Annotated in this window: 22 protein-coding genes and 1 riboswitch; of the genes, 3 read left to right on the top strand and 19 right to left on the bottom strand. The window is 59.1% G+C overall.

Translation table 11 applies throughout. The annotated features are described in order from the left end of the window. Positions 1-77 precede the first annotated feature (77 nt). The 7 genes from ACTHUY_RS02060 to ACTHUY_RS02030 all read right to left on the bottom strand — a co-directional run bounded on the left by ACTHUY_RS02060 (position 78) and on the right by ACTHUY_RS02030 (position 9,397). Entirely contained in the window at positions 78-275 is a 198-nt protein-coding gene (locus tag ACTHUY_RS02060; RefSeq protein ID WP_126702882.1) for a hypothetical protein, read from the bottom strand. 183 nt (positions 276-458) lie between these two features. After that, the gene (locus tag ACTHUY_RS02055; RefSeq protein WP_441677529.1) at positions 459-1,031 is read right to left on the bottom strand and encodes an HAD family hydrolase; all 573 of its coding nucleotides are present in this window, start codon (positions 1,029-1,031) and stop codon (positions 459-461) included. 212 nt (positions 1,032-1,243) lie between these two features. Beyond that, entirely contained in the window at positions 1,244-4,945 is a 3,702-nt protein-coding gene (locus ACTHUY_RS02050) for a sugar-binding protein (protein ID WP_441677474.1), read from the bottom strand. A 343-nt stretch (positions 4,946-5,288) separates the two neighbouring features. Further along, positions 5,289-6,092: a carbohydrate ABC transporter permease gene (locus ACTHUY_RS02045; RefSeq protein ID WP_441675913.1), complete on the bottom strand. Its 804-nt coding sequence runs from the start codon at positions 6,090-6,092 to the stop codon at positions 5,289-5,291. After that, positions 6,092-7,030 (bottom strand): carbohydrate ABC transporter permease, encoded by a 939-nt coding sequence (locus ACTHUY_RS02040; protein ID WP_126702878.1) that lies wholly within the window; start codon positions 7,028-7,030, stop codon positions 6,092-6,094. Before ACTHUY_RS02040 ends, ACTHUY_RS02045 begins: the two co-directional genes overlap by 1 nt. A 2-nt stretch (positions 7,031-7,032) precedes the next feature. Continuing rightward, a complete protein-coding gene (locus tag ACTHUY_RS02035; protein WP_441677472.1) occupies positions 7,033-8,379 on the bottom strand; it encodes an ABC transporter substrate-binding protein in 1,347 nt (448 codons plus the stop codon). 25 nt (positions 8,380-8,404) lie between these two features. Next, positions 8,405-9,397 (bottom strand): carbohydrate kinase family protein, encoded by a 993-nt coding sequence (locus ACTHUY_RS02030; protein WP_441677470.1) that lies wholly within the window; start codon positions 9,395-9,397, stop codon positions 8,405-8,407. 89 nt (positions 9,398-9,486) lie between these two features. Here ACTHUY_RS02030 and ACTHUY_RS02025 point away from each other — a divergent pair, with 89 nt between their 5' ends. Together ACTHUY_RS02025 and ACTHUY_RS02020 are read left to right on the top strand one after the other, a co-directional pair. Beyond that, entirely contained in the window at positions 9,487-10,227 is a 741-nt protein-coding gene (locus ACTHUY_RS02025) for a DeoR/GlpR family DNA-binding transcription regulator (RefSeq protein ID WP_441677468.1), read from the top strand. Further along, on the top strand, positions 10,224-11,558 hold the full coding sequence (locus ACTHUY_RS02020) for a family 4 glycosyl hydrolase (protein WP_441677466.1): 1,335 nt from the start codon (positions 10,224-10,226) through the stop codon (positions 11,556-11,558). The genes ACTHUY_RS02025 and ACTHUY_RS02020 overlap by 4 nt, the downstream gene beginning before the upstream one ends. A 167-nt stretch (positions 11,559-11,725) precedes the next feature. Here ACTHUY_RS02020 and ACTHUY_RS02015 read toward each other — a convergent pair whose 3' ends face one another. From ACTHUY_RS02015 to ACTHUY_RS01960, 12 genes are all read right to left on the bottom strand, one after another. Continuing rightward, positions 11,726-12,265, bottom strand: a complete 540-nt coding sequence (locus tag ACTHUY_RS02015) for a hypothetical protein (RefSeq protein WP_441677465.1) — start codon at positions 12,263-12,265, stop codon at positions 11,726-11,728. A gap of 479 nt (positions 12,266-12,744) precedes the next feature. Then, on the bottom strand, positions 12,745-13,986 hold the full coding sequence (locus tag ACTHUY_RS02010; protein ID WP_441677463.1) for an NAD(P)/FAD-dependent oxidoreductase: 1,242 nt from the start codon (positions 13,984-13,986) through the stop codon (positions 12,745-12,747). Between the two features lies 1 nt (position 13,987). Continuing rightward, positions 13,988-15,376: an NAD(P)/FAD-dependent oxidoreductase gene (locus tag ACTHUY_RS02005; RefSeq protein WP_441677461.1), complete on the bottom strand. Its 1,389-nt coding sequence runs from the start codon at positions 15,374-15,376 to the stop codon at positions 13,988-13,990. A gap of 30 nt (positions 15,377-15,406) precedes the next feature. Beyond that, positions 15,407-16,822: an FGGY family carbohydrate kinase gene (locus tag ACTHUY_RS02000; protein WP_441677459.1), complete on the bottom strand. Its 1,416-nt coding sequence runs from the start codon at positions 16,820-16,822 to the stop codon at positions 15,407-15,409. Between the two features lie 45 nt (positions 16,823-16,867). Continuing rightward, on the bottom strand, positions 16,868-17,638 hold the full coding sequence (locus ACTHUY_RS01995) for a DeoR/GlpR family DNA-binding transcription regulator (protein ID WP_441677457.1): 771 nt from the start codon (positions 17,636-17,638) through the stop codon (positions 16,868-16,870). A 320-nt stretch (positions 17,639-17,958) separates the two neighbouring features. Then, positions 17,959-18,624 (bottom strand): isocitrate lyase/PEP mutase family protein, encoded by a 666-nt coding sequence (locus tag ACTHUY_RS01990; RefSeq protein WP_441677527.1) that lies wholly within the window; start codon positions 18,622-18,624, stop codon positions 17,959-17,961. A 344-nt stretch (positions 18,625-18,968) separates the two neighbouring features. Further along, a complete protein-coding gene (locus ACTHUY_RS01985) occupies positions 18,969-19,811 on the bottom strand; it encodes a MetQ/NlpA family ABC transporter substrate-binding protein (RefSeq protein ID WP_441677455.1) in 843 nt (280 codons plus the stop codon). Between the two features lie 310 nt (positions 19,812-20,121). Beyond that, the gene (locus tag ACTHUY_RS01980) at positions 20,122-20,808 is read right to left on the bottom strand and encodes a methionine ABC transporter permease (protein WP_126702868.1); all 687 of its coding nucleotides are present in this window, start codon (positions 20,806-20,808) and stop codon (positions 20,122-20,124) included. Further along, complete coding sequence (locus ACTHUY_RS01975; protein WP_441655065.1) at positions 20,805-21,776, bottom strand: methionine ABC transporter ATP-binding protein; 972 nt, start codon at positions 21,774-21,776, stop codon at positions 20,805-20,807. The genes ACTHUY_RS01980 and ACTHUY_RS01975 overlap by 4 nt, the downstream gene beginning before the upstream one ends. Positions 21,777-21,781: 5 nt before the next feature. Next, a riboswitch (SAM riboswitch) is annotated at positions 21,782-21,868 on the bottom strand. 225 nt (positions 21,869-22,093) lie between these two features. After that, positions 22,094-22,903 carry an aldo/keto reductase gene (locus tag ACTHUY_RS01970; RefSeq protein WP_441677453.1) on the bottom strand — a complete coding sequence of 270 codons (810 nt, stop codon included), beginning with the start codon at positions 22,901-22,903 and terminating at the stop codon, positions 22,094-22,096. Between the two features lie 69 nt (positions 22,904-22,972). Beyond that, on the bottom strand, positions 22,973-23,614 hold the full coding sequence (locus ACTHUY_RS01965) for an HAD family hydrolase (RefSeq protein ID WP_126702865.1): 642 nt from the start codon (positions 23,612-23,614) through the stop codon (positions 22,973-22,975). 51 nt (positions 23,615-23,665) lie between these two features. Further along, positions 23,666-24,010: a ClpX C4-type zinc finger protein gene (locus ACTHUY_RS01960; protein WP_441677525.1), complete on the bottom strand. Its 345-nt coding sequence runs from the start codon at positions 24,008-24,010 to the stop codon at positions 23,666-23,668. Between the two features lie 142 nt (positions 24,011-24,152). On the opposite strand from ACTHUY_RS01960, the gene ACTHUY_RS01955 reads away from it, so the two are divergent. Then, positions 24,153-25,373: an MFS transporter gene (locus ACTHUY_RS01955; RefSeq protein WP_441677451.1), complete on the top strand. Its 1,221-nt coding sequence runs from the start codon at positions 24,153-24,155 to the stop codon at positions 25,371-25,373. The last annotated feature ends 130 nt before the right edge of the window (positions 25,374-25,503 follow it).

Raw genomic sequence — 25,503 nt, 5'->3', positions numbered from 1 at the left:
CAGAACGGCACGGAAAAATAGAACGGTACAGAAAAGCAGCCACCAAGGTGGCTGCTCAACTGAGAGGAATGAGGTGATCAGACGCTCGTCTTCTTCCGATAGAACGCAGCGCCCGCGACGATCACTGTACCGACCAGTGCAATGAACACGGAGATGGTGACCTTGGGTTCCTTCGCGAAGAAGTGAAGAACCACTTCGGCACCGACGAGGATGACGAAGAAAGTGACAAGCAGTCCGAAGAGGTATCCGATAGCGGCCTTGATCGCATGGGTCATGCTCCGATTCTCTCACACGACCAAACCGTGAAGAAAGCAAGAAAGCACCGAAATGCGAGCCTTGCGTCACGAAAAACCGCCTTAAGTAAACGGTTGGTAAACGGCTGATTACCGGGCTTCTTCCGGCCTATGAATCAGCTGTGGCACCCGCTCGGGGATGGAAGGTGGCACCGGCGCACGGAGCTACTCCGACAGGTGGACGAGTAGCTCCGCCAGGGGCCTTTCCGTCACCGAGTGGACCGTGGCTCCTGCGGCACGTGCCGCGGCCAACCCAGTATCCGAGTCCTCGAAGACGGGACAGTCGTTGATATCTACTCCGAGCTTTTCCGCGCCGAGCAGGTAGGGAGCAGGGTCGGGCTTCCCCGGGATTTCATCATCTCCGGAAACATAGGTGCTGAGCGGGTGGTCCCCAAGCCCGTCAACAAGTGCCTGAACGAGACTCTTGGGGGACGCTGTAACGAGGGCCTGGGGCAGCCCGGCGGTTTCAAAAGCCGACAGGAGCTCCCCGGCTCCAGGCATAAGAACCAGGCCCTTACGCATGCGGGCTTCAATCGCATCACCAACGTGATCGAACAGCATCTGGGGATCGGCCTTCTCCCCCGTTCCGCGCGTCACTGCCTGCGCGAGTGCCGTCGCATGGTCTTTGGAGGAGACGCCGAGGATGCGTTGCGGATCTTCATTCGGTAGCCAGACTCCGCCGGCTTCTTCGACCACTTTGATGGAAGCGGGGCGCCATCCGGGCTCCGTGTCAACGATCGTCCCATCCTAATCCGACAGGATTGCCGCGGGCACATTCTTCAAGCCGAGCTCGGTGTACAGGTCCGTTAATGCAATGTTCCTCAGCCTACCCAAGGTCAGCCAGGTCAAGCTCTGGCCACGCAATCTCCGGGCGCTTCCAAAAAGAGGTGCTCCCCGGACCTTTCGATCCGGGGAGCACCTCCCTGTTGCTATTCAGTTAGCGGTTGGTACTACGGGTTGACGTAGCGGTTCACCACCGGGGTGTCGATACCGTCGCCGTCGAAGTCACCAACGTAGGCGCGATCGTCAACTCGACCGTAGGAGATGGTTGTATCTGCTACTCCGCCAACGAGGGTGTTCTTCACGTAGAAGATCGTTCCTCGGCGGAGCGCGATCGTGTCGCCGTCTTCTCCGTCGAAGTTACCAACGAAGACCTCGTCGCTTGCCTTGCCGTAGTGGAAGGAGATGTCGGCGTTGCCGCCAACGAGGGCGTTGGCGACGAAGAATTCGTCACCGCGGCGCACCACGAACGTGTCTTCGCCGTCTCCGTCGAAGTCACCCACGTAGGCTTCATCGCCGTCACGTCCATACTTGAACGTGGAATCGGCATTGCCACCTTCGAAGGAGTTGTTGACGTAGAAGGTCACTCCGCGGCGTACCGCAACGGTGTCCGTTCCGTCTCCGTCCCAGTCACCAACGAAGACCTCATCGGTTTCCTTACCGTACTTGAAGGAGATATCGGCATTACCCGACTTGATGGCGTTGTCGAGGAAGAATTCCTTGCCTCGGCGTACACCGAGGGTGTCAACGCCGTCGCCGTCCCAGTCACCGACGAGGACCTCGTCGCCTTCGCGACCGAAGACCACGACCTGATCGGCGATATTCGTGTCCCAGCTGTTGGCAATGAAGAAGAGGTTGCCGGCCTCGGGGGCCTGCGGTTCTTCCACATCTGCAGCGGAGATCGGGAAGGACCATGCCTCAACGTCGGATGCTCCCTGGTAGGAGACGAGCAGGTACGCTTCCTGCTCGGTGTCAACCGTGACATCGGCCAAGTCAAGGCTAATCGTGCCTGCCGAGGCGGCGGCCTCAGCCTCGGCGAGGAGGCGTCCGTTCATGTCCGGAGCCCATGGGCGTGCCTTGCCGTCTTCGGGCGAGCACGCGTCGTTTCCGTATTCGGAGTACTCACAGGAGCTCGTCCATACGGGGATGTAGGTTGGGTCGCCCTGCCACACGTATGCGCGGAGCGTTCCGTCGGTTGCTCCCGTGACGTCGACGCTCACGGTGTCGCCGGAGAGAGCAGGAGTTGCCTCAACGGTGGAGTTCGGCTGGAGACCTGCCATGGTGTTGCCGGTCGTAGCGGACTGCCACACGGACTGCGGGGACTCTGCACTCTGGAGTGCGGTTTGCGGGATGATTGGATCATCGACCTCGCCGGTGCTGCCTGCGGGCGGTTCGTAGCCGTCGAGGTAGGCGTGGCCCCAGCGGTAGGGCTCGGACTGCTGGGATCCGAAGGGCGACCAGGCAAGCCTGGTGTCGCCAACGAAGTCCTGGTTGTCCGTGTCGTACGGGGAAACGTTGAAGCCCATGTAGGTGGGATCAATGTCGTTCGTCGAAGCATCTCCGGTAGGTGCGGCCGAGGTCGGTCCGGTTGCTGCCGGGAGGGCATCGAACGGGATTTTCACCTCAATCTGGTAGCGGCCACCCACGTAGGAATTGCCGTCACGCTCCACGTTGACTGCAACCTCAACGCCTTCGGCGTTCAGGCCACCTTCGATAGTCTCGGCCAGTGGACCGGACGAGAAGCCCTGGTGGTTGTCAGCATCCCTGGTCCAGCAGGGACCATCTACACCGTTGCCACCGAAGTTGTCAGGATCATCCGTGAACGGGAAGATGCCGAGCTTGAAGGTCGACGAGGTGTCAACCGAGTTACCGAGGGGATCAAGCTGAACCTCTACGGAGTCAACGAGCCAGTGACCGAAGCAACGGTCCGGGGTCGCAGCGCCGGACGCGGTGTCGTCAACGACATCGATCCACATGTAGATGGCATCGTCGTGCCAGCCGAGCTTCGTGACCGAATCGGCACCGCAGTCGGTGCCAGACTCGCAGTCGCCACCCTCCCACGTGCGGGAGATGTCGATGGTCGTATCGTACTCGTCGCCGGTTCCGTCAACGGTCGGTGCAGATTCAAGTTCCGGAATCGAGACGCTCGGAACAACGTAGAGCTGCATGGACTCCGTCGCAACGGAGGTGCCCGAGGTGGTCGTGATCGACAGTTCGTCAATACGTCCGCCCTGATCGGCGGGATCCGTGCTGGTCAGCGTTGTCGAAACAACGATGGTTTCACCGGCAGCAACCGAGAAGGCAACGCTGTCCTCAGAGACAACGAAGCCTTCGGGGATGTCGAATTCGACGGTTCCGGTCGCATCGTCCGAGGTGCGGTTGGCAACGTCAACGTCAAGCGTGACGGATTCGCCTGCACCAATCTGGTTGATCGCAGGTGAATCACCGTCGACGCGAACGCCGGAATCGTCAACCCACTCCTCGAACTCAAGGAAGTTGCCCCAGCGAGCAAACCGGCCATCAATCGGTGCGGTGACCTCGACGTGGGTTTCGTTGTAGGCAGTTACACCATCGGCCGCGAAACGGACCGGGATCTTCACGGCGCCGGGGGTGGCGTCTGAAGCGGCAGTTACTTCGAACTCAACCGTGGTTTCCTCACCGGGGTTGAGCGTGGGAATCTGAGCGTCAGAATCAACGGTCCAGCCCTCGGGCACGTCCGCGGATGCGGTGCCTGCCGGGGTTGCGACATCGCCAGCGGCGACGGTCAGCTCGACTGTCGTGGGCTCACCGGGAGCAACGAAGTAGTCGGGTGCCGACGGGTAGTAGATGGTGCCCAGCGGAAGGCTGCCTTCCTGCTGGACCGAGCTACCGTAGTGCACGGCAATATCCTCACCCGCTGCGTCCGTTCCCAGCTCGGGGATCGGAACCCACGATTCACCAACCATGTAGTTCACACAGCTGGGGTCCACAAGGCCCTTGACCATCGTGCGGGCCTGGGTCGCGTGGAGCTGGCCGTCTTCGCGACCAACCTGCGCCCAGGTCTTCTTGGTGCCGGGCTCAACACCGGCGGTATTGCCTTCGACCCATTCGTACTCGGACTCGTAACCCGTCCAGGTTCCGTAGTTCGAGTAGCCGTTCGGGTTGTCGGGTTCGAAGTTTGCCATACAGTTCGGGGCATCCGTTACGACACCGGAACCTGCGGCGCCTCCCCATGTCTGCTGGACAACCTTCTTGACCTGCCAGGTATCAACAGCGTCGGGGCCGCTCAGCTGCTCCGGGAACATCGTCGGATCGGATGCTGCTGCGGCAGCGTCGTAGGTGAGCCGGCCAGCGTACTGGTGGTTACCGTGACCTGCCGTGACAGATCCTGTCCAACTTACAAGGATCTCCGGCTGGGTTTCGCGAATGACGCGAACTGCCCTGCGGAGAACGTCCTCGCCGCCCCAGGCCTCTTCGGTGAGCGGAGCGGAGGTGTTGTAGTAGAAATCGACCTTGTCCAGGTAGTACATGTCAACCGTGCCAGCACGCACGTGCGATGCACGGTCTTCGTTCTCGCGGCGCAGGCCGAGATCGGGTCCGGCCTCCGGGCCGACCGAGTTCGAGCCACCCTCACCGCGGGTGGTAAGCATAATGCCGCAATCGATGCCTTCCAGATCGCCCCAGACTCCACAGGGGGCGATAATGCCAGCATCGTCATCCGGGTGCGACCACACTCCCAGCACATCGAGTTTGACGGGCGACACGTCCGTTGAACGCGACCCCTCCTCGATCACTAACGTTTCTTCGGCAGTGGCCCCGTCGTCCGCTGCTGCGAGCGTCGGGACCATCAGGCCGGCGATCGCAACGAGCGCCAGTCCTATTCTCCGTTTCATGCTTCCTCCTTGAAGCTCCGGCACCGCTTATCAATTTTTGGCTTATCACTACTCAGCGGTGTATGTCACACCCTACGTATAACTGCGCACATATGGAATATCTCGAACATATTCCCGCGCTGGCGTGTCAATCGTGCGCATAAACAAGCACCACCAATCATGTTGTTCCATAATCGGTGGTGCTTCGTGGGTCTATTCGGTGAGCATCTATTCCGCGAAGGACATCGACCGGTCACTATATGTCAGATGACGCAGCCTGCTTCGGGAAGCTTGAGGAAGTGGAGCGGGAGCGTGAAGGATCTCCCCACTCCCGCAAAACTTCGCCAACATGTTGGCCGGCTGGCTACTCCTTGACCGCGCCCTCTGTCATACCTGCGATGAAGTACTTCTGCAGGAAAATGTAGAGGATGATCATCGGTGCGGCGACGAGCACTGCGGCCGCTGCCATGAGAACAGCCGACGAGGTGTGGGCTGTGGAGAAGAACGCGAGGCTCATCGGGGCCGTTCGGAAGTCACCGTTGGGCGACATGACGAGCGGGATAAGGAAGTCGTTCCACGTCCACATGAACGTGATCATGACCTGAGTGATGATCGCGGGCATACCCATCGGGATCAGCACCTTCCACAGCACCTGCCATTCGCTCGCGCCGTCCATCCGGGCGGCGTCGATAACGGAAGGGTTGACGTTGCGGAAGTACGCTCTCATCCAGAACGTTCCGAAGGCCAAGGATTGGGCTGTCTGCGGCAGGGCTACAGCCCAGATTGTGTCCGTTAACCCGAGCGAATTCAGGTCGAAGAACAGCGGGATGACGAGAGCTTCGGAGGGCACCATCATTCCGGCGAGGAAGATGAAGAAGATGATGTTCCCGCCCTTGGGTCGGACGACACCGAGGACGTAGCCGGTCATGACGGACAGGATCAGCGCTGTCAAGACGACGAAGACCGCGATCATGACCGAGTTCTTCATATAGTGGGAGAAGTTTCCTTGGTCCCAGGCGGTCGCGTAGTTATCGAAGTGGCCCCACGAATGATCGGTAGCAACCGTCGAATCAAGTGACCTGATGAAGACCGAAATGATCGGGTACAGCGATGAAATAGCGAACAGGCACAGGATGACGAGAGAGATAAGGCGCTCGTTACGAGACATTACTTCCCTTCCCTCTCACCAAGAACGTTCACCACGATGTTGATCGCGAAGATGATAACCATAAGGACAACCGCGAGCGCGGATGCGGTCCCGACGCTGCCGACCCGGAACGCCTGGTAGTACACCTCGTAGGCTGGCACTGTCGTTGACGTGCCGGGACCACCGGACGTTGTCATGTAGACAAGGTCGAAGGTCTTGAGGGCGTTGATCGTTGTCAGCGTGATGGAAACGAGGATCTCTGCGCGCACGGCAGGCAGCGTGATGTAGCGGAACTTGCCAAACGCGCCAACACCGTCGAGGGTGGCCGCCTCGTAGTAGGACTCGGAGACTCGCGCCATACCGGACATGAGAAGAACCGTAACGAGTCCTGTCGATACCCATGTACCAATGAAACCGACCGCGGGGAGAGCCCACGTGTAGCTTCCGAGGAACGACACGTCGAGCCCCAGCCCGAACCATCCGAGGGCCGTATTGAGCGGCCCGTCCTTGTCATAGATATCTCTCCAGGCGACCGCGAGGACAACCATGGCGATGACCTGTGGGAGGAACACGACGGTTCGGAAGAACCCGAGTCCTCGCACCTTTGACCGAACAAGGAGCGATGCGAGAGGAAGCCCGATAATGATGGGCAAGATCGCGAAGAAGAAGATGAGGACAAGGCCGTGGAGGAAGGCGTCACGGAGGCGATCGTCTTGCCAGATGGCGGTGTAGTTCTCCACGCCCGCCCATTCGGCTGTCCCAAGCCCATCCCAGTGCCAGAACGACAGTCCAATAACCCGGATAACGGGGTAGATGATGAACGTGCCGTAGACGAGGACCGGGAGGGCCATCAGCGCGATCGTGGTGACGGTACGTGTCCGCTTCTTCGACCGGGCTTTGCGCCGGGGACCGGCACCGCCATGAGTGACGGTGCCGGGTACCCCTGGTGCTGCAACCATTGTTAGTTCTGCGCCTCGTTGTAGGCGTCACCAATGGTCGTGACGAACTCTTCGGGGGTGCTTCGTCCCGCGAGGAGGTTCTGAAGAGCATCGCCCATGACCTGGTCCATCGTCGGCGTAGCCCAGTCGAGGTACGGAACGATGTTGCCGTCGGAGACGAGCTCGTCGAAGGCGGTCATGACGTCGGCGACAACCTGGTCGGCGCTGTCGGTGAACTGGGATGCGTTGAGGACGGGAACGTTGCCGGTCTCGGCGAGGATCTGCATGGCCTCATCGGAGGTGATGAAGTCAATGTAGGCAGCGGCCACGTCGTTGTCTTCAGCGGCGGAGGTCACCGCGAAGGGCAGGCCGGTACCACCGGTGGTGGTGGGGCCTTCGCTCGGCGGGAGTGCGAAGCGAACGTCGTCGCCCATGGCAACGCTCAGGTCAGCTGCCAGCCAGGAGCCCGCGATGAGGTAGACGCCCTCACCGTTGGCGAAGTCCTGCCAGACCTGGTCGTAGTCTTCACCGTTGACGCCGGAGTTGAAGTAACCTTCGTTGGCCCAGTCCTGCATCTGTGCAGCCGCCTCGCGGTTGCCGTCCGTGTCCCATTCGCCGCCGGGGTTACCGAAGCCGAGGGTACGGATGTTCTCAGCATCTTCGTACTGGCCCTGGATGGCACCGAAGACGTGGATAGCGGGCCACTTGTCGATGTTGCCGAGGACGAGGGGAACCTCGCCGGCCTCAACGATCTGGGGTAGCTGCTCTTCGAGCTCCTCCCAGGACTCCGGGTATTCCAGGCCGAGCTCATCGAGCTTCGACTGGGAGTAGTAGATACCGACGGTCTCACCGACCTGAGGCAGACCGTAGACACAGCCCTCACCGAAGGTCGCGGCATCATCGGAATACGACGAGTAGGAGAGAATGTCACCAAAGCGATCCTCCCAGCCGTAGGCCTCAGAGTAGTCGTCAAGGCAGACGATCTGGTCCGAGGCAACGAACTGGCCCATCATCGAGCGTGCGTTGTTGGCCTGGACAACATCCGGAGCGTCCGCACCGGACAGGGCGAGACGGAGCGTGGTTTGCAGGTCCTCGAAGGACTGCGAGTTACGTTCAATCGTAATGTTGTCGTACTTTTCCATGAAAGCCTCGTTGAGGAGCCTCATCTGCTCATCCTGGCCGCCACGGACTTCCTGGTCCCAGACATGGAGCGTTTGCTCCGGCTTATCAGAAATATCGGTCGAGACCTCCGACGTTGCGCCGTTGTCGGTCGTCGCATCGTCGTCGCTCTCATCGGCCGACGGGTTACATGCCGTGAGGACGAGGAGCGCTGCCGCTCCCAGTCCAACAAACTTGGCACTCGTTCTCATGGTTTTCTTCCTTCCGTTGGGCGCATCATTGCGCCGTAACACCAGTTATTTTCGTCCTTACGGCGCGGACGGAATCTCCCACCAGCGCCTCAAGCTTGCTGTCCTTTGTTAACCAGCCCATCAGATCATCCATGTGCGGGGCAGCGCAGGAACCTCCGATCTTCGAGACTGTCCACGCGGCCGCGCACTGCCCAAGATGAACACAGTCGGCGAGGCTGGCCCCGGCCGACAGGCCCGTCGCGAATCCCGCACTGAACGCATCGCCCGCACCGGTTGTGTCGATGGCCTCGACCTCGATTGCGGGAAACACCTCACAATAAATCGTATCGCCCTCGCGGTTTATAACGTGGACACCTTCCCCACCGCATGTCACAACGACTGACGGAACATACTCGATAAGGGCCTCTGCAGCATCCTCAATCGTGAGGGTCCGGGTGTAGTGCTGGGCTTCCGAGCAGTTGGGAACAAACACGTCGGCTACCGACAGCGCATCAAGATGCTCCCGCGGCCACTCCCCTGTCTCATCCCAGCCCGTATCAGCAATGACCAGGGTGCCCTGCTCCCGCCACTGAGCGATTCTGTCTTTCGCCCGCGCCAGGTACGGCAAGGACGCCATAAATACCGTCGGGGCATCGAGGTCTTCGGGAGGGAGCGGAACATCGTCCGAACCGTGGGTTGTGAGAGCCCGGTCCCCCTCCATCACCAGCGACACAGTGATGTTCTGGGTCGGAGTGTGCTCGGCGAACGACATGTTCACGTGCTCATCGGCGAGCATTTCTCGTACCCACGAACCGGCCCTGTCTTGACCGACGTAGGTGATGACGGAGGCATCAAGGCCAAGCCTTGCACACGCAACCGCCTGGTTGGCGACACCGCCCGGCATGATCCCGCTACCGGCGACCCACTGCTCCTCACCGGGGCGCGGAGCATGACCAAGACCAGCCATGACGATATCGAGGAATAAAGACCCTGCGACATAGACGGTTGGCTGACCGCCGTGGCGCGTGACGTAACCCATACAGGGAAGCCTAAAGGTGTGAACTACTGAATGCAAGTGATTGATAGTGCGTGCTTGTGCGCACTGTCAGCATTCACTATGCTCATACTATGCTCCCCGCCGAACGTAGGAAGCGCATTCTTGAAGAAGTGCGCCATTCCGGGGGACTCGACGTCGTGTCCCTGTCTGAACGCTACCAGGTCTCCAAGTCGACCATTCGCCGAGACCTCAATTTGCTTGATGCTCAGGGGATGCTCCAGCGGGTGCGAGGTGGAACAATTGATGTTGACGCACGCACGTTTGCTCAAATAGCTCCGAAATCAGCCGATGACAAGCAGCTCATCGGCCAGACTGCCGCTGAACTGGTGAACGATGGGGACATTGTCCTTATCGATATCGGCACCACCACGGCCGCCGCAGCCGAGGCACTCTACGGCAGGCGCGTCACCGTACTCACTGCCTCACTTGCCGTCATCGATATTCTGCGGGACTCCCCTGACACCGAACTGGTTGTGCTCGGCGGGGTCGTTCGCAATACCTATCTCTCCATGGTCGGATCTCTTACAGAGCAGGCCATGGATCAGCTTCGCGCCGACATTGCTTTCCTCGGCACCTCGGGCGTAAGCCCGGACCTTACCGTCCTCGATTCCACGGGAACCGAGGTTCCGATCAAGAAATCCATTTTGAGGAACTCAACGTCTGCTTATCTGCTGGCAAGCCCGGATAAGTTTCCCGGCTCAGGTATCCTCAAGATCTGCCCCGTCACGGACTTCGACGGGGTTATTACAACCGCAACCGGGCCAATCATCAATTCGATCAAGTCCACTGGCACTCAGGTGATATATCCATGAAACTACTCCTCGTCGGCGGCGGCGGTTTCCGCGTCCCCCAGATTCTTTCCGTCCTGGCAAACCCCAACCTTCCCCTTAATCTGACAGAGGTATGCCTCTACGACGTCGCAGACGACCGCCTGGCCGTCATGAAAGACGTCGTCAACCAGCTCGGCTATAAGAACCTCCCGACGGTGACGACCACGACCGACATGGTTGACGCAGTTAAGGGAGCCGACTTTATTTTCTCCGCCATGCGAATCGGCGGCACCTGCGGCCGCGTCATCGACGAACGCGAGGCACTCACCCGCGGCATCCTCGGCCAGGAAACAGTTGGAGCAGGCGGCTACGCCTACGCGTTCCGCACCATCCCGGAGGCTATGCGCCTCGCGGAGACCGTCAAGCAGCATGCGCCGGATGCTTGGATCATTAACTTCACGAACCCCGCCGGCATCATCACCCAGGCCATGCGCACGGTTCATCCCCGCGTGACCGGGATCTGCGACACCCCGATCGGCCTTGTCCGCCGCGCCTCCCTTATTGCGGGCTTTGACGAGAAGGACATTACCTACGACTACATTGGGCTCAACCACCTTGGATGGCTCCGTTCCCTCAACGCCGGCGGCGATGACCTGCTTCCCTCGATCCTCGCGGACGATAATCAGCTGGTCCGGCTCGAAGAGGCCCGTACCGTTGGTTTCGACTGGGTGCGTGCCCTGGGGATGATCCCGAACGAATACCTGTATTACTACTACTACAACCGCGAATCGGTGGAGAAGATCAGCACCGGGCAAACCCGCGGCGAGTTCCTCCAGGCCCAGCAGGGATCCTTCTACGATGCTGCACAGGCAGACCCGGCACGCGCAGGTGACCTCTGGACCCAGGCCCACAACGAGCGCGAAGCAACCTACATGGCGGAGTCCCGCGATGAAGGGGAGTCGCGTCGCGAGGAAGACATGGGTGGCGGCTACGAGCACGTGGCCCTCGAACTCATGACAGCACTTGCCACCGGAACCCCGGCCCGAATGATCCTGGGTGTCGCCAACAACGACGGCGACTCCCTCATCATCCCCCAGCTCCGCGACGACGCCGTTGTCGAGGTTCCCTGCGTTGTCGACTCCAACGGCATCACGCCCATCAACCAGGGTCCTCTCTCCGGCCCCGAACTCGGGCTTGTCACCTCCGTCAAAGCCTGCGAAGAGCTCGTTATCGACGCGGCCATCTCAGGGGACAAGACGCTGGCATGGCGGGCACTCGCAGCCCACCCGCTCGTCGATTCCGTCGCCGTTGCCAAGGACGTCCTCGACGCCTACATCGACAAGAACCCCCAGATCGCCAAGACGTTCGAGTAGGGCGTCACCACGCGCACATAGAACTGCTCCCCGCAGGTTGGACTGATCATTCAGTTCCGACTGTCGGGGAGCAGTTTCTTTGATTTCAGTTGTCATCGCGGTTCGGTTCCCGTTGTCATCGCGGTTCAGCGTATGACGGCGGGAAGTGATCCACCTGAATCACACAGTCAATCTTCGTCTACTGCGCGGCCCCTCGCGCGGAGGAGCGCGTAGCTGATCAGGAGAACCATCACTGCGACGAGGATCAGGGTGACGGCACCTAGTGCACCCGTGCGGAACCACTGTCCGAGCGCCGCATCAGCCTCAGCCTGCACGGGGCCGGTCGCGCTTGACGCCTGCCCAGTTTCAAAGATCGAGACGTAGCCCGGCTCTTTCGTGAGATGACACCACAGTGCACTACCGCCAAAGACAAGACCGGCAACCAGTGGCGGCACCATTGACAGCAGTGTGCGAGCATACGGCCATACGACCGCAATAACGATCAGCACGACAACAACAATCCCCGCATTCCACCAGAAGACCGAATACGAGCCTGCGCTCTCAATGTTGTTCGACCAGTCAACCGACACTCCGCGCGACGCGGCATCAGCTCTGATCTCAAAGAAACCAATAGCGATAATGCCAAGCAGGGCAATCGTTAAAGCAAGGACGCCACGTAGGACGGCGGGCACTCCGGTTTCTGGTGCTCGCTTTTCAACGGAAGTCATGACTGCCTCCCCTCATACTCGCGGTCCTGCGTGACATTGACCAATCCATCAACTATGGCTGGCATGGCACCGATGCCACTCTCAATTAGAACGTCGGAAAATTGGGGGCTCGACAAATTTAGTACCGTTTGCCGTTTTCGATCATATTAGCTCTCCGTAATACGTCTGACTCGGTTCCTCCAACCTAGTGGTTCCTTGATGGTCTTTCCACCAATTTGCGAACTGAAACCGAATCGTGACCCGTGAATATCCCTCAGACCATCTTGATCCGTGACCCGGAAGGATCAGCCAGAGACCAACCGTTTCGCTGACGAGCCGGCACTCAAATTTCCTAGTCCGGCCTCAACCGCACCGTTCAAATCGAGCACGGCGGGGCCGCAACACGAGCAAGCCGCCGAAGGTCGGGAACGCCTGACGCGCTCCCGGCCTTCACCTGTACCGGCATAAAGTCAGCCGCCACCTGTCACGGCAGACCGGCCTTATACGATCGAGATTGTTACCGGCTCCCCGCCGCGGTCGACCTTCTCAAGGATGCTTGCCGGTACTCGGAAAACGCGTCCCGGGGCGGCTGGCCAGGCCGTCTTCATTGATCCGACAAGCTTGCCGGCCTGGCGTGCCTCGATCGTTGGGCGAGCAACGTATTCGTCCACCCAGAACAGCAGGCGGTCGCGGGCAGGGCCAACATCGCCCGGACGGAGAACGTTCGGGCTGACCCAACGCAGTGGCTTCTCGACAGTGAGGTCAATGCCTCCGGATGGAATGGATGCTCCTCCTAGGTAATCGAGCACCTGGGCAGCAACGTGCTTTCCGTCGAGGGCGGCAGCATCTGCTGTTTCAACAGGGTGCAGAATGTTGCCGATGGCAAACACGCCCTCCTTGGAGGTCCGCAGGCCCGAGTCCACTCTTGGGGACTTCGTTGCGGGATCCATGTCGAGATGTGCCATGCGGGCGAGCTCGTGATCGGGCACCCAGTCACCGGTGAACACGAGCCAATCGCAGTCGAGCGTTGCTCTCCTGCCGGTGTCGAGATGTTCGATTTCAATAGCGGAAACTCTGCCTCTGCCGATCACGCGAACGACCTTCGAGCGAGTGACGACGCGGGAGCGGAAGAAGATCGAGCCGGGCCCCCGGAAGATCCGGTACGACTCGCTCTTCGGGTACTCGGTAACGAGCGCAACTGGCTGAGCGCCGGCTTCTTTAAGCGTGAGCGCCGCCGACCAGGAGACGAGCTCACCGCCAATGATGACAGCTTTTCCGCTGAGCTTCTCGCCGTGCAGGTGAATCATATTCTGGAGTTGACCGGTGGTCAGCACACCGCCGGGTCGATCGCCGGGGATCCGGCGTGCCATGGGGGGGCGTTCACGTGCTCCCGTTGCAAGGATTGTGGCCTTGGGTTTGATGAGGAGCCGTCCTTCGGGACTGGTTGCCTCAAGCGCCCCGTCGTCGGCGTAGCCCGTGACCTGGGTTTGGGTCATGATCGTAACGCCAGCAGCCTCAGCCTTTTTGACAAGTAGGCGCGCGTATTTGGGTCCAGAGACAAACTTCTTCAGGTCCCTCATGCCGTATCCCGGGTGGTCGGCGTGGCGGGGAATGCCGCCAGCGTCCTTCTCCCGGTCGACGACAAGAACCTCTCCCCCGAGGCTCTTACCAAGCTCTGCGGCAGCAGTGAGTCCTGCTGGGCCTGCACCGACGATGAGGACAGTGGGCGAAAGAGTTTTCACGTCAGTTCCCCTTCTTTCCAGCGGCGAACTGGGCCGCAACCTCTGCGCCGCAGAAAAAGCCCTGGCACCTGCCGTTCATGGCCCGCGTGCGGCGACGCAAACCGTTAATCGTTGTCGGCGGGATGACCGAGTTCATAGCGTCACGGATCTCTCCGCGAGTGACTCGTTCACAGAAGCAGACGATCTCGCCATAGGCGGGATCCTTGTCAATCAGTTCCGCATCCGCGCAGGGCCGCACCTGGTGCTGTCCAAGCGGAGCCATCTTCGGCGGCTCGGGAAGATTGGAGCGCTCCTCGAGTGTGAGTCCTGCATCCTTCAGTAGGTCAATAAGGTACTGCGCCACCGCCATAGCGGACGTCAGGCCGGTCGACCGGATCGCACCCGCGATCGCGTACCGCTGATCCCCGTCGACCTCGATGAGGTAGTCGGAGAGGTCGTGGGCTGCTCGCAGGCCGGCGTAGGAAGCGGTTACTTCTTCATCCAGGAGCTGCGGGAAGATGTGGGAACCCTTTTGGATGAGGAACTCAAAACCTTCTTCGGTCGTGGACGTGTCGGTCCTATCCTCCCCATCGTCCGCCGTCGGTCCGAGCATGACGTTACCGAACGCCGTTGGACTGACGAGGACGCCCTTGCCTTTTGACGATGGGACGGCGAGCACAATCTTGTCGACCAGCTCTGCTGAAAGCTTGTCGAAAACGAAGAGTTCTCCCTTACGCGGATGGACGTGGATCCGGTCGTAGCCAAACCTACGATCAAGGTGGTCTCCGCCAAGACCCGCGGCGTTGATAACCCACCGCGCTTCGATATCACCCCGGTTTGTTCCAAGGATTGTCGTGTTCTCACCAACGGTGACCATCGTGACTTCGTGCTCGAGGAGGAGCGTCGCTCCCCTATTCACAGCATCGGTTGCAAAAGCGAGAGGTAGCGACCAGGCATCAATAATTGACTCATCGGGAACCGTGAGACCACCCTTCACCCCGTCGCCGAGGTGCGGCAGGAGCTCATAAACTCCGTCAGTATCAATGATCTCAGTCTTGTTGTAACCGTTTTTCTCAGCTTTCTCTTGGAGTGACGGTAGTGCGGCAAGCTCTTCCTCGTCCCAGGCCACGAGCACGGCACCGGACTTCTTCAGCCCGATACCGGTCTTTTCGCAGTAGTCTTCAGTGAGGAAATAGCCTTCGCGTACGAGCTGAGATTCCAGGGTTCCCGGGGAGGCATCGAATCCGGTGTGGAGGATCGCCGTATTTGCTTTGGATGTCCCCTCACACACGTCTTCTCTAGCGTCGAGAAGCACAACGGTGTTCGATGTTCCCGCGAGCTGCCGTGCTATCGCCGAGCCAATGACGCCGGCTCCAATGACCGCAAAATCGTACGGTCGTGTCATGTTCATAGCCGTTCCTTTCAGCGTGATCTGGCAACACTAGAATTCGAGGTTCGCTTCAACTGCGGCAACCCAGCGCTTACGGAAAGCCGCAGCATCGTCAGCACTCATCTTCGGCTCGTACGTGGCTTCGGGCTCCCACGAATAAGGCCCCTCCTCCACCGACATATCCGGGTTCAGCGCCAGCGTCATGGCAGCGGCAGCACCGAGGGCCGTGGCGTGGGCAGACGGGTAGGTATCGATCGGGACCTGAAGCAGATCCGACTGGATCTGCATGAGGACCTTCGAGTTGGTCAGCCCACCATCGACCTTGAGTCTCTGCAGGGGCGTGTCGACACCGGCGGCGATTAGGCCAGCGAGCTCGGCAACCTGGGCGGAGATCCCTTCGAGGATGGCGCGGGAGATCTCTGCCTTACCGGTGGCTAGCTTCATGCCGGTGAGAAAAGCTCCAGCATCGGAACGCCACCACGGAGCCGCCAGCCCGGCGAAGGACGGGCCGCACAGGACCCCGCCTGAATCTTTCGCCACTTCCTTATCGATCTCCTTGACGCCGGAGATCATTCCCATGTCCTTCATCCACCGCACCGCCGTTGCGGCAGTGTAGACCTGGCCGTCAACACAGTAGGAGGTCTTGCCCCGTAGCGTCCACGCCACGGAGGTTGTCAGGCCCGACTCGAAGCGATGTGCTTCATGGCCAGTGTTAACGAACAGGAAGGCGCCGGACCCGTAGGTGCACTTTGAGTCACCGGGATCAAGGCAACTCTCGGCAAGCAGAGCCGCCTGCTGGTCAACCATGAGACCGCCAACGGGGATCTCACCACCGAAGAGGGTCGTCGTGCCGACGATTTCGTCGGACGCCACAAGACGCGGCATTTTCTCGTCCTGGAGCCCAAAGATCTCCAGGAGCTCATCGTTCCATTCGACCGTGTCAATATCGAGAAGGAGGGAGCGCGATGCAGTTGAAGTGTCGGAAACGAATTCGCCGGTGAGCTGGTATACCAGCCACGAATCCGACATCGTCACCACACCTTCCTTCGTGAGGTTCTCGCGAACCCAGGCAAGCTTAGGCGCTGCAAAATAGGTATCGAGAACAAGGGCGGTTAGTTCATGAATGCGATCAGCTTTGCTTTCGAGGCGGGCAACAATGTCCTTCGATCGCTTGTCCATCCAATTGATACAGGGGGTCAGCGGGTCGCCGGTCTCAGGATCCCAGGCAAGAACAGTTTCCCCGACGTTTGCCAGGGCCACACCGTCAATTGGTTTACCGGCCTGCTCGATGGCTTCACGCCCAGCATCCACAATCGAGGCAAGTAGTTCGTGCGGGTCATGCTCAACCCCGTCGTTCGAGATGTGATTGAGGGTAACGGGCTTTTCGACAATGGCGTGAATGCCATCATCATCGACGACAATTGCCTTGGAGCCGGAGGTTCCCTGATCGAGTGCAAGAATAGCCATTGAATTGCCTTTCAGTCTTCATTGACATGGGTTTTTCAGTGACGCTTACGCGTCGGCGAGAAGCAGTTGTGCTCCCCTGTCTTTAAGTGCGTCGATTGCGGACTGATCGAGCCCACTATCGGTAGCAATGTACGTTGGTATCTCAACATCGCAAAGCTTGAAGGGTGCGGTCTTACCGAACTTCGAGGAATCGGCGACAACCACCGAGGTCTGCGAGTTAGCGAGGACCGACTGTTTGACGTGCATCTCATCAAAGTCGTAGTCGGTTACCCCAGCATCAGCTGTGATCGCACCAATTGAAATCACCGCAAGGTCCGGGTACAGACCATCAAGGAACGATGTCGCCATCGTTCCCGACAGCGAGAGTTCAGACTTGCGCAGGCGCCCGCCTGACACAATGATCTCGGCACGTTCAAGACGTGACAGTGTGCCAACGGCACGCAATGATGCCGTCACGATAGTTCCCGAGAAAGATGATGGGAATGCTCGAGCAACGGCTTCAACCGTTGTTCCCAGATCAAGGAACACGGTTCCCGATTCCGGTATGAGCTCAGCAACCCGCTCCGCGATCTGTGCCTTCTGCTCGGAAGCAATGTTCTCGCGTTCCGAGTGCGGAGCTTCGCTACGGGAGGTAACAGCAATACTGATTGCTCCCCCATAAACGCGCTTCAGCAGAGCCAGCTTCTCGAGCTCAAGAAGATCTCGCCGGACCGTCTCAACCGACACTCCGTATCGTTGAGCAATATCGTCGGTCTCGACACCACCCTGCGTGCGAAGATCCTCGAGGATCAGGCTCCGGCGCTCCTGTGCAAGCATGCTCTACCTCTCTAACTAACTCGAACACTAAACCAAATCCACGCAATCGGGCAACAATCCACAAGAACTCAACTTCGCATACTTTCCCAATGCACGATGACTGAATCTCACCCCGGTTGTTTTGGCGCTCTGAAACCTCAATGCGGTACCAAACCACGACAGGATAATCATGAAGACAACAGCTATTGATGAATATACTTCCGCCGCATCCGTGTAAATTCGGCCCCCGGCCCCAGGCGTGAACGTAAGACTTCCGGATAACACATAGCCCCGGTGACCGCCTCCCTTGAGGCGTCACCAGGGCATGTTGATTTGTGTTTTTAGAGCCAGGCTTCTAGTTGCTTTGCCGAGACATCGGTCAGCCAGGACTGCCAGCGCGGACCGAAGGAGATGCGACGGACGCCGAGGCGCTTCAAGCCAGCAAGGTCACCGGCGCCGTTACCATCCACTGGGTGAACGCCGATATTGACGGGGACGGAGACAGCCTCCACAAGTGCTGAGACCTGTTCGACGGTTGATGCCCTGACGGGATAAACAGAGCGAGCACCGGCCTGCTCAATGAGTTTGATCCGTTCTACTGCTTCTGCGAGGGGATCATCATAAACGTCGGTTCCAAGCCTGATGGCATCGGTTCGTCCATTAATGACGAAGTCGACTCCTGCGCCATCTGCGGCCTGCCGGGCGGCGGCAATATAGTCCGCTTGCTCCTGGCGGTCACGAACCCGGTCGCCTTCCCGGTGAACAACGTCCTCGATGTTGGCTCCGACGGCACCCGATTCGATGATGCGCTCGATGAGTTCTTTCGGATCAAGCCCATATCCCGACTCGACATCAGCACTGACAGGAATGTCGACGGAGTTGACGATCCTCTTCACAATGTCCAGGTATTCGCCGAAATCCATATTCTCGCCATCGGAGCTACCGATAGCGTCGGCAACCGGGTGGCTACCGACGGTGAGTCCTGCGAAGCCAGCATCTGCCGCTATCCGAGCACTTCACGTGTCCCACACAGTTGGCAGGACTAAAATCTCACCCGATTCATGTTGATCGGCGAATAGTTTTGCTTGTTCTTTGATGTTTGACATCCGTGTTCCCTCCCAGGGTTATCTCGCGACTATGCGGGGTACCTGAACAATCCCTAGGGCTTTCACCAAGAGCTTTTATCAGGCCGAGCATCCGCACCTAACACGGTTCAAACACGGTGCTTGGTCAGACTTTTCAAGCAACAGCGCTTCTTAGTACCGCCCAATCCTCAGAACATGTTTATGTCGAAAGTGACTGCGAAAGGGGGCAACCGGTCGTAGCCAGTCACCCCCTTTCTCGGTGTTACTTAGAAGGCAGGAACAACCTCACCGTTGGGGTAGGTTTCGGTGATAAAGTCGGCGACTTCCTGCGAGTGGAGGAGTTCGTCGAGTGCCTGGATGGCCTCGAGCTTGTCGGTGTCGGTGTTCCAAGCGAGCACGTTCGCGTAGGGGTTGTCTTCGCCGGACTCGATTGCGATTGAGTCCTCGGAGGGAACAAGCCCACCATCGAGGGCGAAGTTACCGTTGATGATGGCGAGATCGACCTGGTCGAGGGTACGAACAAGGTTCGGGGCCTCAAGTTCAACGAACTCGATGTTCTTCGGATTGTCAGCAATATCGAAGATGGTGGGATTCTCGACGGAGTCGTCGAGGGTCAGCACACCATTGTCCTCAAGCAGCCAGAGAGCGCGAGCCTGGTTGGAGGGATCGTTGACGATAGAGACCTTGGCACCGTCCGGGAGGTCGTCGATGGACTCAAGAGTCTCGGAGTAGGCAGCGTAGGGCTCAATGTGGACGCCTTCGCCACGGTCGAACTCGTAACCGTTATCTGCGATCTCAGTCTCGAAGTAGGGGACGTGCTGGAAGAAGTTAGCATCCAGGTCACCCGAGTCGAGGTTACGGTTCGGCAGGACGTAGTCGGAGTACTCGACAACCTCGATGTCAATACCGGCCTCTTCGGCCAGGTTTTCATCGATGTAGTTGAGGATGTCTGCGTGGGGAACCGGGGAGGCTCCAACCTTGAGGGTGACAACCTCACCGGAGGCCGCGGTCGAATCCGAGGTGGTCTCCTCGGATTCCTCTTCATTGGACGAGCATGCCGAGAGGGCAAGGGCTGCGGCTGCTGTGAGAGCAAAAATCTTACGACGCATTGGTTTACTTCCTTTTGTTATTAAATGAGCAAGTGGGATCCTTGGAACCCTCTGCTCGGATTGCCAGTCCGCACTATGGGTGCGGTCGTGGCGGAGATTGTGTTGACGGTATGGGCATAGCCCAGAGTTACTGGGATGACGTGATTCGAGAGAGATCTCGGTGAATTACGGTCACGGGGAGCGAGCCAAGAAGCCTTGTGCGAGAGGTTCCATTCGAAGAACTGTTTCGGTGGAGGTCACTCGAATGAGTTGCTTCCTGCGATTTGGATCAGGTGTTTGTCGCGAGTCGTTCGTTCCGATATGCAGAGACTCAGCGGTGGTCTACATATCGGCTGAGCATGTCGCCGAGCATTTGGACGATTTGAACGATAACAACAAGAACAACAACGGTGATGATGAGGACGTCGAGGAAGTACCTCTGGTAGCCGTAGTTGTAGGCAAGAGCTCCGAGCCCGCCGCCTCCAACCGTGCCTCCCATGGCGGAGAAGCCAATAATCATGATGATGAGAACGGTGATCGACTGGATGATTCCGGGAAGGGCCTCACGGAGAATCACGTCCCCCATGATCCTCGTTCGTGTTGCCCCCATCATCTGAGCGGCTTCGATCTTGCCTGAATCAACAGCCAGAAGGTTCGTCTCGACCAGGCGAGCAAAGAACGGAATGGATCCGATTGCGAGCGGGAACACCATGCCCCGCCATCCAATGTTCGTCTGCATGACCCAGTCCGTGACCGGTAGCAAGAGGATCAGAAGGATGATGAACGGGATCGAACGCCCGACGTTAACGATCAGGGAAAGAATGGCGTTGACGATCTTGTTTGGACGGATTCCGCCCTTCGCGGTGGCAACGAGAAGGATACCGAGAGGCAATCCAATGACCACCGTTGCGAGGGTGGACCAGCCGACCATGAGCAGGGTTTCCACGGTCGCGTCCCACAGCGTCTCTTGGACGATCTGGTTATTGAACCACGTGCCGTCCTGAGTCAAAGTATTCATGCTGCACGCTCCTTCGCATCAACGCCCTGAGCAGCGAGCGCCGCAATGGTCGAATCGACCCGAGCATTTTCAACCGAGAGAACGAGGCGTGCGATCTGGGCGGAGCCCAGAGTCTCGAACGTTCCAGCGGTAACATCTGCCCCGAGCTCGGCCACCAGGCTGAGAACGTGGGAACCGGAGGCCTCCCCCGGACGGGACGTAAAGGCAATGTCGATCAGTGTCGTTCCCGGCGGGATCTCGTCAACCTTCGGAGGCGGAACAATGGCAGCACCTAGGCGGGAGCCGGTGTCCGTGATGATCTCGTCAAGCCTGCCGGACTGAACAACCTTGCCCTTCGACAGGAGCGTGACGGCGTCACAGGTTTCGCGCACCACCGACATCTCGTGCGTGATGATGACGACCGTGACACCGGTCTGGTCGCGAACATCCTTAATGAGGTCGAGAATCTGTTCGGTGGTTTGAGTATCGAGAGCCGAGGTCGGTTCATCGCACAGGAGCACTGCGGGCCGTGCCGCGAGCGCACGGGCAATGGCGACGCGCTGGCGCTGACCACCGGAAAGCTGGGACGGATAGGAGTCGCCACGGTCACCAAGGCCGACGAGGTCAAGGAGCTCTTGTACGCGTTCGCGCCGCCCTCCCCTATCAAGGCCGGCAACCTTCAGCGGGTACGCAATGTTTTGACCGGCGGTACGAGCATCAAGCAGGTTGCCGCCCTGGAACACCATGCCGATTGAGCGGCGTGCTGTCCGTAGCTGGTTGGGGGTGAGCGAGGAAAGGTCCTGCCCATCGACCCAAATATGGCCTTCGGTTGGCCTTTCGAGTGCCGTCAGGCACCTGATCAGAGTGGACTTGCCCGCACCCGACTGGCCCACAATTCCGTGAATTTGGCCTGCAGGGATATTGAGATCGATACCGTCGAGAGCGACAACTCCCGGGTACACCTTGCGGACACCGTCCAATGTGATCATCGATTCCTCCATCGGTCCTGGCCTTAGCACCGGGTTTTTCTCGGTTGCTGCGGCGTCGACGAGCCAGGTCTCTCAGCCACTCTTGATGGTTCCCCCATTAGACAACGCCCCAGGTCAGAGCGCCAAACAATCTCAGGATTTGGACGCAGTTGGCCGTGTGACACCGAGCACGTTACGTCAACCTATGTCCACTTTATTCATGGGCAAGGGAGAGCCCCGACGACAGTCACCCCCACGTTCCTGTGCAGGAGATGTGCGAGGCATAACTACCGCCGGGGCACCTCTGAAGTTTGGTTCTACACTTTAAGCGCTTAGGTCTATCGCTCGTCGTGCGTTGCAGGATCCCATTCGCCAAGTTCGCGCTGCGGGAGTGCGGAGATCGCTTCCACCTCTGCGGGGGTCAGCTGAACCTCGACAGCCTCAAGGTTCTGCTTCCTACGCTCCTCGTTCGTGGAGCGGACAATCGGGATGGCACCGATCGCACGGTGCCAGGCCAGGACTGCCTGCGAGGGCGTGATGCTGTGCGCTGCAGCCGCGGAGGTCACGGCATCTGTCTCGAACAGGTCACCCCCCTTCGAAAGCGGTGACCAGGACTGAACTGCAATCCCGCGATCAGCAAGTTCCTTGCGGTACTCGGAGCGGTGCAGGCCCGGGTCAACCTGCACCTGGTTCGTGGCAGGGACGAGGCCGGTCTTAGCCTTCAGTTCATCCAGGTGTTCGATGAGGAAGTTGGAGACGCCGAGGGTGCGGACAAGACCTTCCTCCTGCGCCTTGGCCATCTCCTCGTACGCCTCGGGGTAACGGCCAAGCATGGGGAGCGGCCAATGAATAAGCCACGCATCGAGGTAGTCGACGCCGAGCCTGCTAAGGCTACGCTCGAGCGCTCCCCGAACATCCCCATGATCATTGCCGCGGAGCTTGGTTTGGAGAATAACGTCCTCGCGAGCAACGCCGGAGGCCTTGATTCCCTGACCGACGGCCTCTTCGTTCTCGTACTTCGATGCCGTGTCGATAAAGGTATAGCCAGCATCGAGCGCCGAAGCGACAGCAGTTGTCGCTTCCTCTCCCATGAGGGGAGAAGTACCGAATCCGATCTTCAGTGAATTGAAATCAACCTGTGCGTTCATTCACCCAGGCTACCAACGCGTAACCTCGGCGACGAGAGTTCCAAGCCCCTGGCAGAATCCGAAACGAACTCAGAGGAGGCCTGCGAGTGCCGCGAGCTCCAGCTTCAACACGTTAACGACTCTCGCTCCCGCACCGCGTGCCGACGTCTCCCCCGGGATTGAGTCTTCAAAGGCCAAGCATTCGGCGGGGTTCACACCGAGTCTGCTGATAGCGGTGGCATAGGGCTCGGGGTCCGGCTTGCCACGCTGCACCTGATCCCCGGTGACACGCGCAGAGAAGTAGTCTCGCGGCAGGCTTTCAATAGCGGGCCCAGCTAGATTCATCGGGGTGGCAGTCACTAGAGCTTGGGGCATTCCAGCATCTGCAAACGCATCGAGAAGTTCAATAGCTCCGGGCATGAGGTCCGGATCCGAATAGACCTGCTCGGCCATGAGGACCGCTACCTCTTCGAAGAGAACCATGCCGTCAGCAACGTCCCCACCATCGCGCCGGAGAACAAATTCCATGTGTTCGGCATGATCTTCCGTGGATGATCCGTGGAGAGCTTCTTCATCGGATTTCAACCAGCTTCCACCCCGTGCTTCAATGATCTTCTTCGTGTTGGCAACCCACTGGGATTCGGTATCCGTGATCGTTCCATCCAGGTCCCAGAGGATGGCGGAGGGTTCAGAATTGAGTCCGCAGGCGCGGTACACGTCAACAAGGCTCATACTGCCAGGGTACGCGAAGCCACCTGATGGTACGACTCGCCGCACACTTTATCACCCTTCCACGTGCGGATGGAACCTCTCCCATGCGGACTGGCGGGACATGCCCAAAGATTCACCGATGCTCGCCCAGCTCAGACCGCGCCCACGAGCAGCACCAACCCAGTGCCGCAAGTGCTCCTCGACCTTCTCACGGGCCTGCGCAAACCGAGGTAACTGTTCTAGTAACTCATCATCGTCACACGCATCCCACGGACCAGATGAAAGCTCGGCTGGTTCCAACCCTGCCTCTTCAAGCATTCTGACGGTGTTTTGAGCACACCTTTGACATATTCCAACACCGGGCGCCCCAACGAGCCTGCCAGCATCTTCTCTCGATCTCAGGCAGAACGAGCACATGAAGTTGATCGGCTCTGTCTCGCGGATTTCTCTTTCCGTCATGCAACAACTGTAGCCACTCAACTTGCCACGTCAAGATTTCCCTGACAGTACGTAAGCCATTGCCTGACACGTCAGGTAATGGCTTACATATAGAAGTGCTATGTCCGAAGATTTGCCACCGCTCCCCCGCTCCTTTCGATACCTGGTTCTCACGCGAGCCGGGGAGGGATTCGGCGACTCTCTCGCACGCACAATCATGCCGATCCTTGCCGTATCCGTTCTTGGCCTCGGCACTGGTTATGTGGGTGTGCTCAACTCAATCGACCTGGGAACTTTTCTTCTGCTCGGAGTTCCTATCGGCATGATCATCGACCGGATGAGAAGACGTGGGACTGCCATGACAATGGCAACCTCTATGCGTTGCCTAGTACTCGCAAGTCTGCTGGCCCTTTACCTGACTCAGACACTGTCGGGCCCAGTTCTCCTACTCGCTGCCGGAATCATCGGAGTAGCCGATGTCGTCTTCACAACCGCAGAGACGACCGTGATCCCCGCTCTTGTCCCGAAGAAGCGGCTCAAACACGCCTACTCCCGCCTGGCAGTCACAAGTCAGTCAGCATCAGTTGCCGCGGCGGGCACCGGCAGCCTGGCATTGGGTTTTCTCGGGATGCCCGGGATGATCACCTTAGCAGTCACGTCCTACGTTTCATCCCTGCTCAGCCAGCTTGGGATCCAGGCACCTGCTCAACCAGAGACTATGCAGATCAGGCCGAAGGCTCGTCTACGCGATGGCTTCGTTGCCCTCTGGGAGATTCCTGCCCTCCGGGCCCTGACCACCTCGGCAGCATTGACAAACGCTGGGGTGATGCTCGGCAACACAATTCTGCCGGTGTTCATTCTCAGCGACCTTGGTGTCTCTCCCGCCATCTACGCAGCCCTTGGTGTCATCTCAACCATCGGCGCTATCATCGGTGCCGGGCTCGCGCCCCGCCTCTCAGGACACTACGGACTGCGCCAACTACGTATCGCCTGCGCACTCGTTGCGGTTCCCGCCGTTCTCCTCGCGGTGTTCTGCCAGCAACTGCCGGGCCCGGAACTGATCTGGCTAGCGATCCAAGGCCTCTCGTGGAATCTGCTCGTCAGTATCTCAGCGGTGTCCGGAGCCGAGGTACTACCCAAGACAATCAGCCAAGAACAGCTCGCATCGGTCGCAGCTTCACAGCGCACCATCACGCTAGGGATCATGCCGATCTCAGCCCTTATCGGTGGCGCCCTGGGAACAGTGACGGGTTCGGTACCGATGCTGGTGGTATGGGCGGGGCTGGCGGGCCTTGCAGCTCTCCCCATCCTCGCCAAACGCTCCCTCGAAGATTACCGCTAGTTGTCTGCGGGCCGGTGGATTAACTGGACCGTAGTCGGCTACCTGCCACTCACCCACCGCTTACGTTCCATGAACTGAGGAGCCTTGGGGTTATGCCCGACCCATAGTCCCAGTCGCGGTAGATGGTCCG

This window comes from Flaviflexus sp., assembly GCF_052087705.1.
Classification (GTDB): domain Bacteria; phylum Actinomycetota; class Actinomycetes; order Actinomycetales; family Actinomycetaceae; genus Flaviflexus; species Flaviflexus ciconiae.
The sequence above is the reverse complement of the archived record's forward strand: the minus strand, read 5'-3'. Positions and strand labels throughout refer to the sequence as shown.

Coding starts and splice junctions, on each gene's coding strand:
- ACTHUY_RS01970 (WP_441677453.1), bottom strand. CDS start 22,903: ATGAACGCACAGGTTGATTTCAATTCACTGAAGATCGGATTCGGTACT.
- ACTHUY_RS01965 (WP_126702865.1), bottom strand. CDS start 23,614: ATGAGCCTTGTTGACGTGTACCGCGCCTGCGGACTCAATTCTGAACCC.
- ACTHUY_RS01995 (WP_441677457.1), bottom strand. CDS start 17,638: ATGCTTGCACAGGAGCGCCGGAGCCTGATCCTCGAGGATCTTCGCACG.
- ACTHUY_RS01960 (WP_441677525.1), bottom strand. CDS start 24,010: ATGTGCTCGTTCTGCCTGAGATCGAGAGAAGATGCTGGCAGGCTCGTT.
- ACTHUY_RS01975 (WP_441655065.1), bottom strand. CDS start 21,776: ATGATCACATTGGACGGTGTCCGCAAGGTGTACCCGGGAGTTGTCGCT.
- ACTHUY_RS02020 (WP_441677466.1), top strand. CDS start 10,224: ATGAAACTACTCCTCGTCGGCGGCGGCGGTTTCCGCGTCCCCCAGATT.
- ACTHUY_RS02025 (WP_441677468.1), top strand. CDS start 9,487: ATGCTCCCCGCCGAACGTAGGAAGCGCATTCTTGAAGAAGTGCGCCAT.
- ACTHUY_RS02050 (WP_441677474.1), bottom strand. CDS start 4,945: ATGAAACGGAGAATAGGACTGGCGCTCGTTGCGATCGCCGGCCTGATG.
- ACTHUY_RS02040 (WP_126702878.1), bottom strand. CDS start 7,030: ATGGTTGCAGCACCAGGGGTACCCGGCACCGTCACTCATGGCGGTGCC.
- ACTHUY_RS02045 (WP_441675913.1), bottom strand. CDS start 6,092: ATGTCTCGTAACGAGCGCCTTATCTCTCTCGTCATCCTGTGCCTGTTC.
- ACTHUY_RS02060 (WP_126702882.1), bottom strand. CDS start 275: ATGACCCATGCGATCAAGGCCGCTATCGGATACCTCTTCGGACTGCTT.
- ACTHUY_RS02030 (WP_441677470.1), bottom strand. CDS start 9,397: ATGGGTTACGTCACGCGCCACGGCGGTCAGCCAACCGTCTATGTCGCA.
- ACTHUY_RS02015 (WP_441677465.1), bottom strand. CDS start 12,265: ATGACTTCCGTTGAAAAGCGAGCACCAGAAACCGGAGTGCCCGCCGTC.
- ACTHUY_RS01980 (WP_126702868.1), bottom strand. CDS start 20,808: ATGAATACTTTGACTCAGGACGGCACGTGGTTCAATAACCAGATCGTC.
- ACTHUY_RS01955 (WP_441677451.1), top strand. CDS start 24,153: ATGTCCGAAGATTTGCCACCGCTCCCCCGCTCCTTTCGATACCTGGTT.
- ACTHUY_RS02005 (WP_441677461.1), bottom strand. CDS start 15,376: ATGAACATGACACGACCGTACGATTTTGCGGTCATTGGAGCCGGCGTC.
- ACTHUY_RS02035 (WP_441677472.1), bottom strand. CDS start 8,379: ATGAGAACGAGTGCCAAGTTTGTTGGACTGGGAGCGGCAGCGCTCCTC.
- ACTHUY_RS02000 (WP_441677459.1), bottom strand. CDS start 16,822: ATGGCTATTCTTGCACTCGATCAGGGAACCTCCGGCTCCAAGGCAATT.
- ACTHUY_RS01985 (WP_441677455.1), bottom strand. CDS start 19,811: ATGCGTCGTAAGATTTTTGCTCTCACAGCAGCCGCAGCCCTTGCCCTC.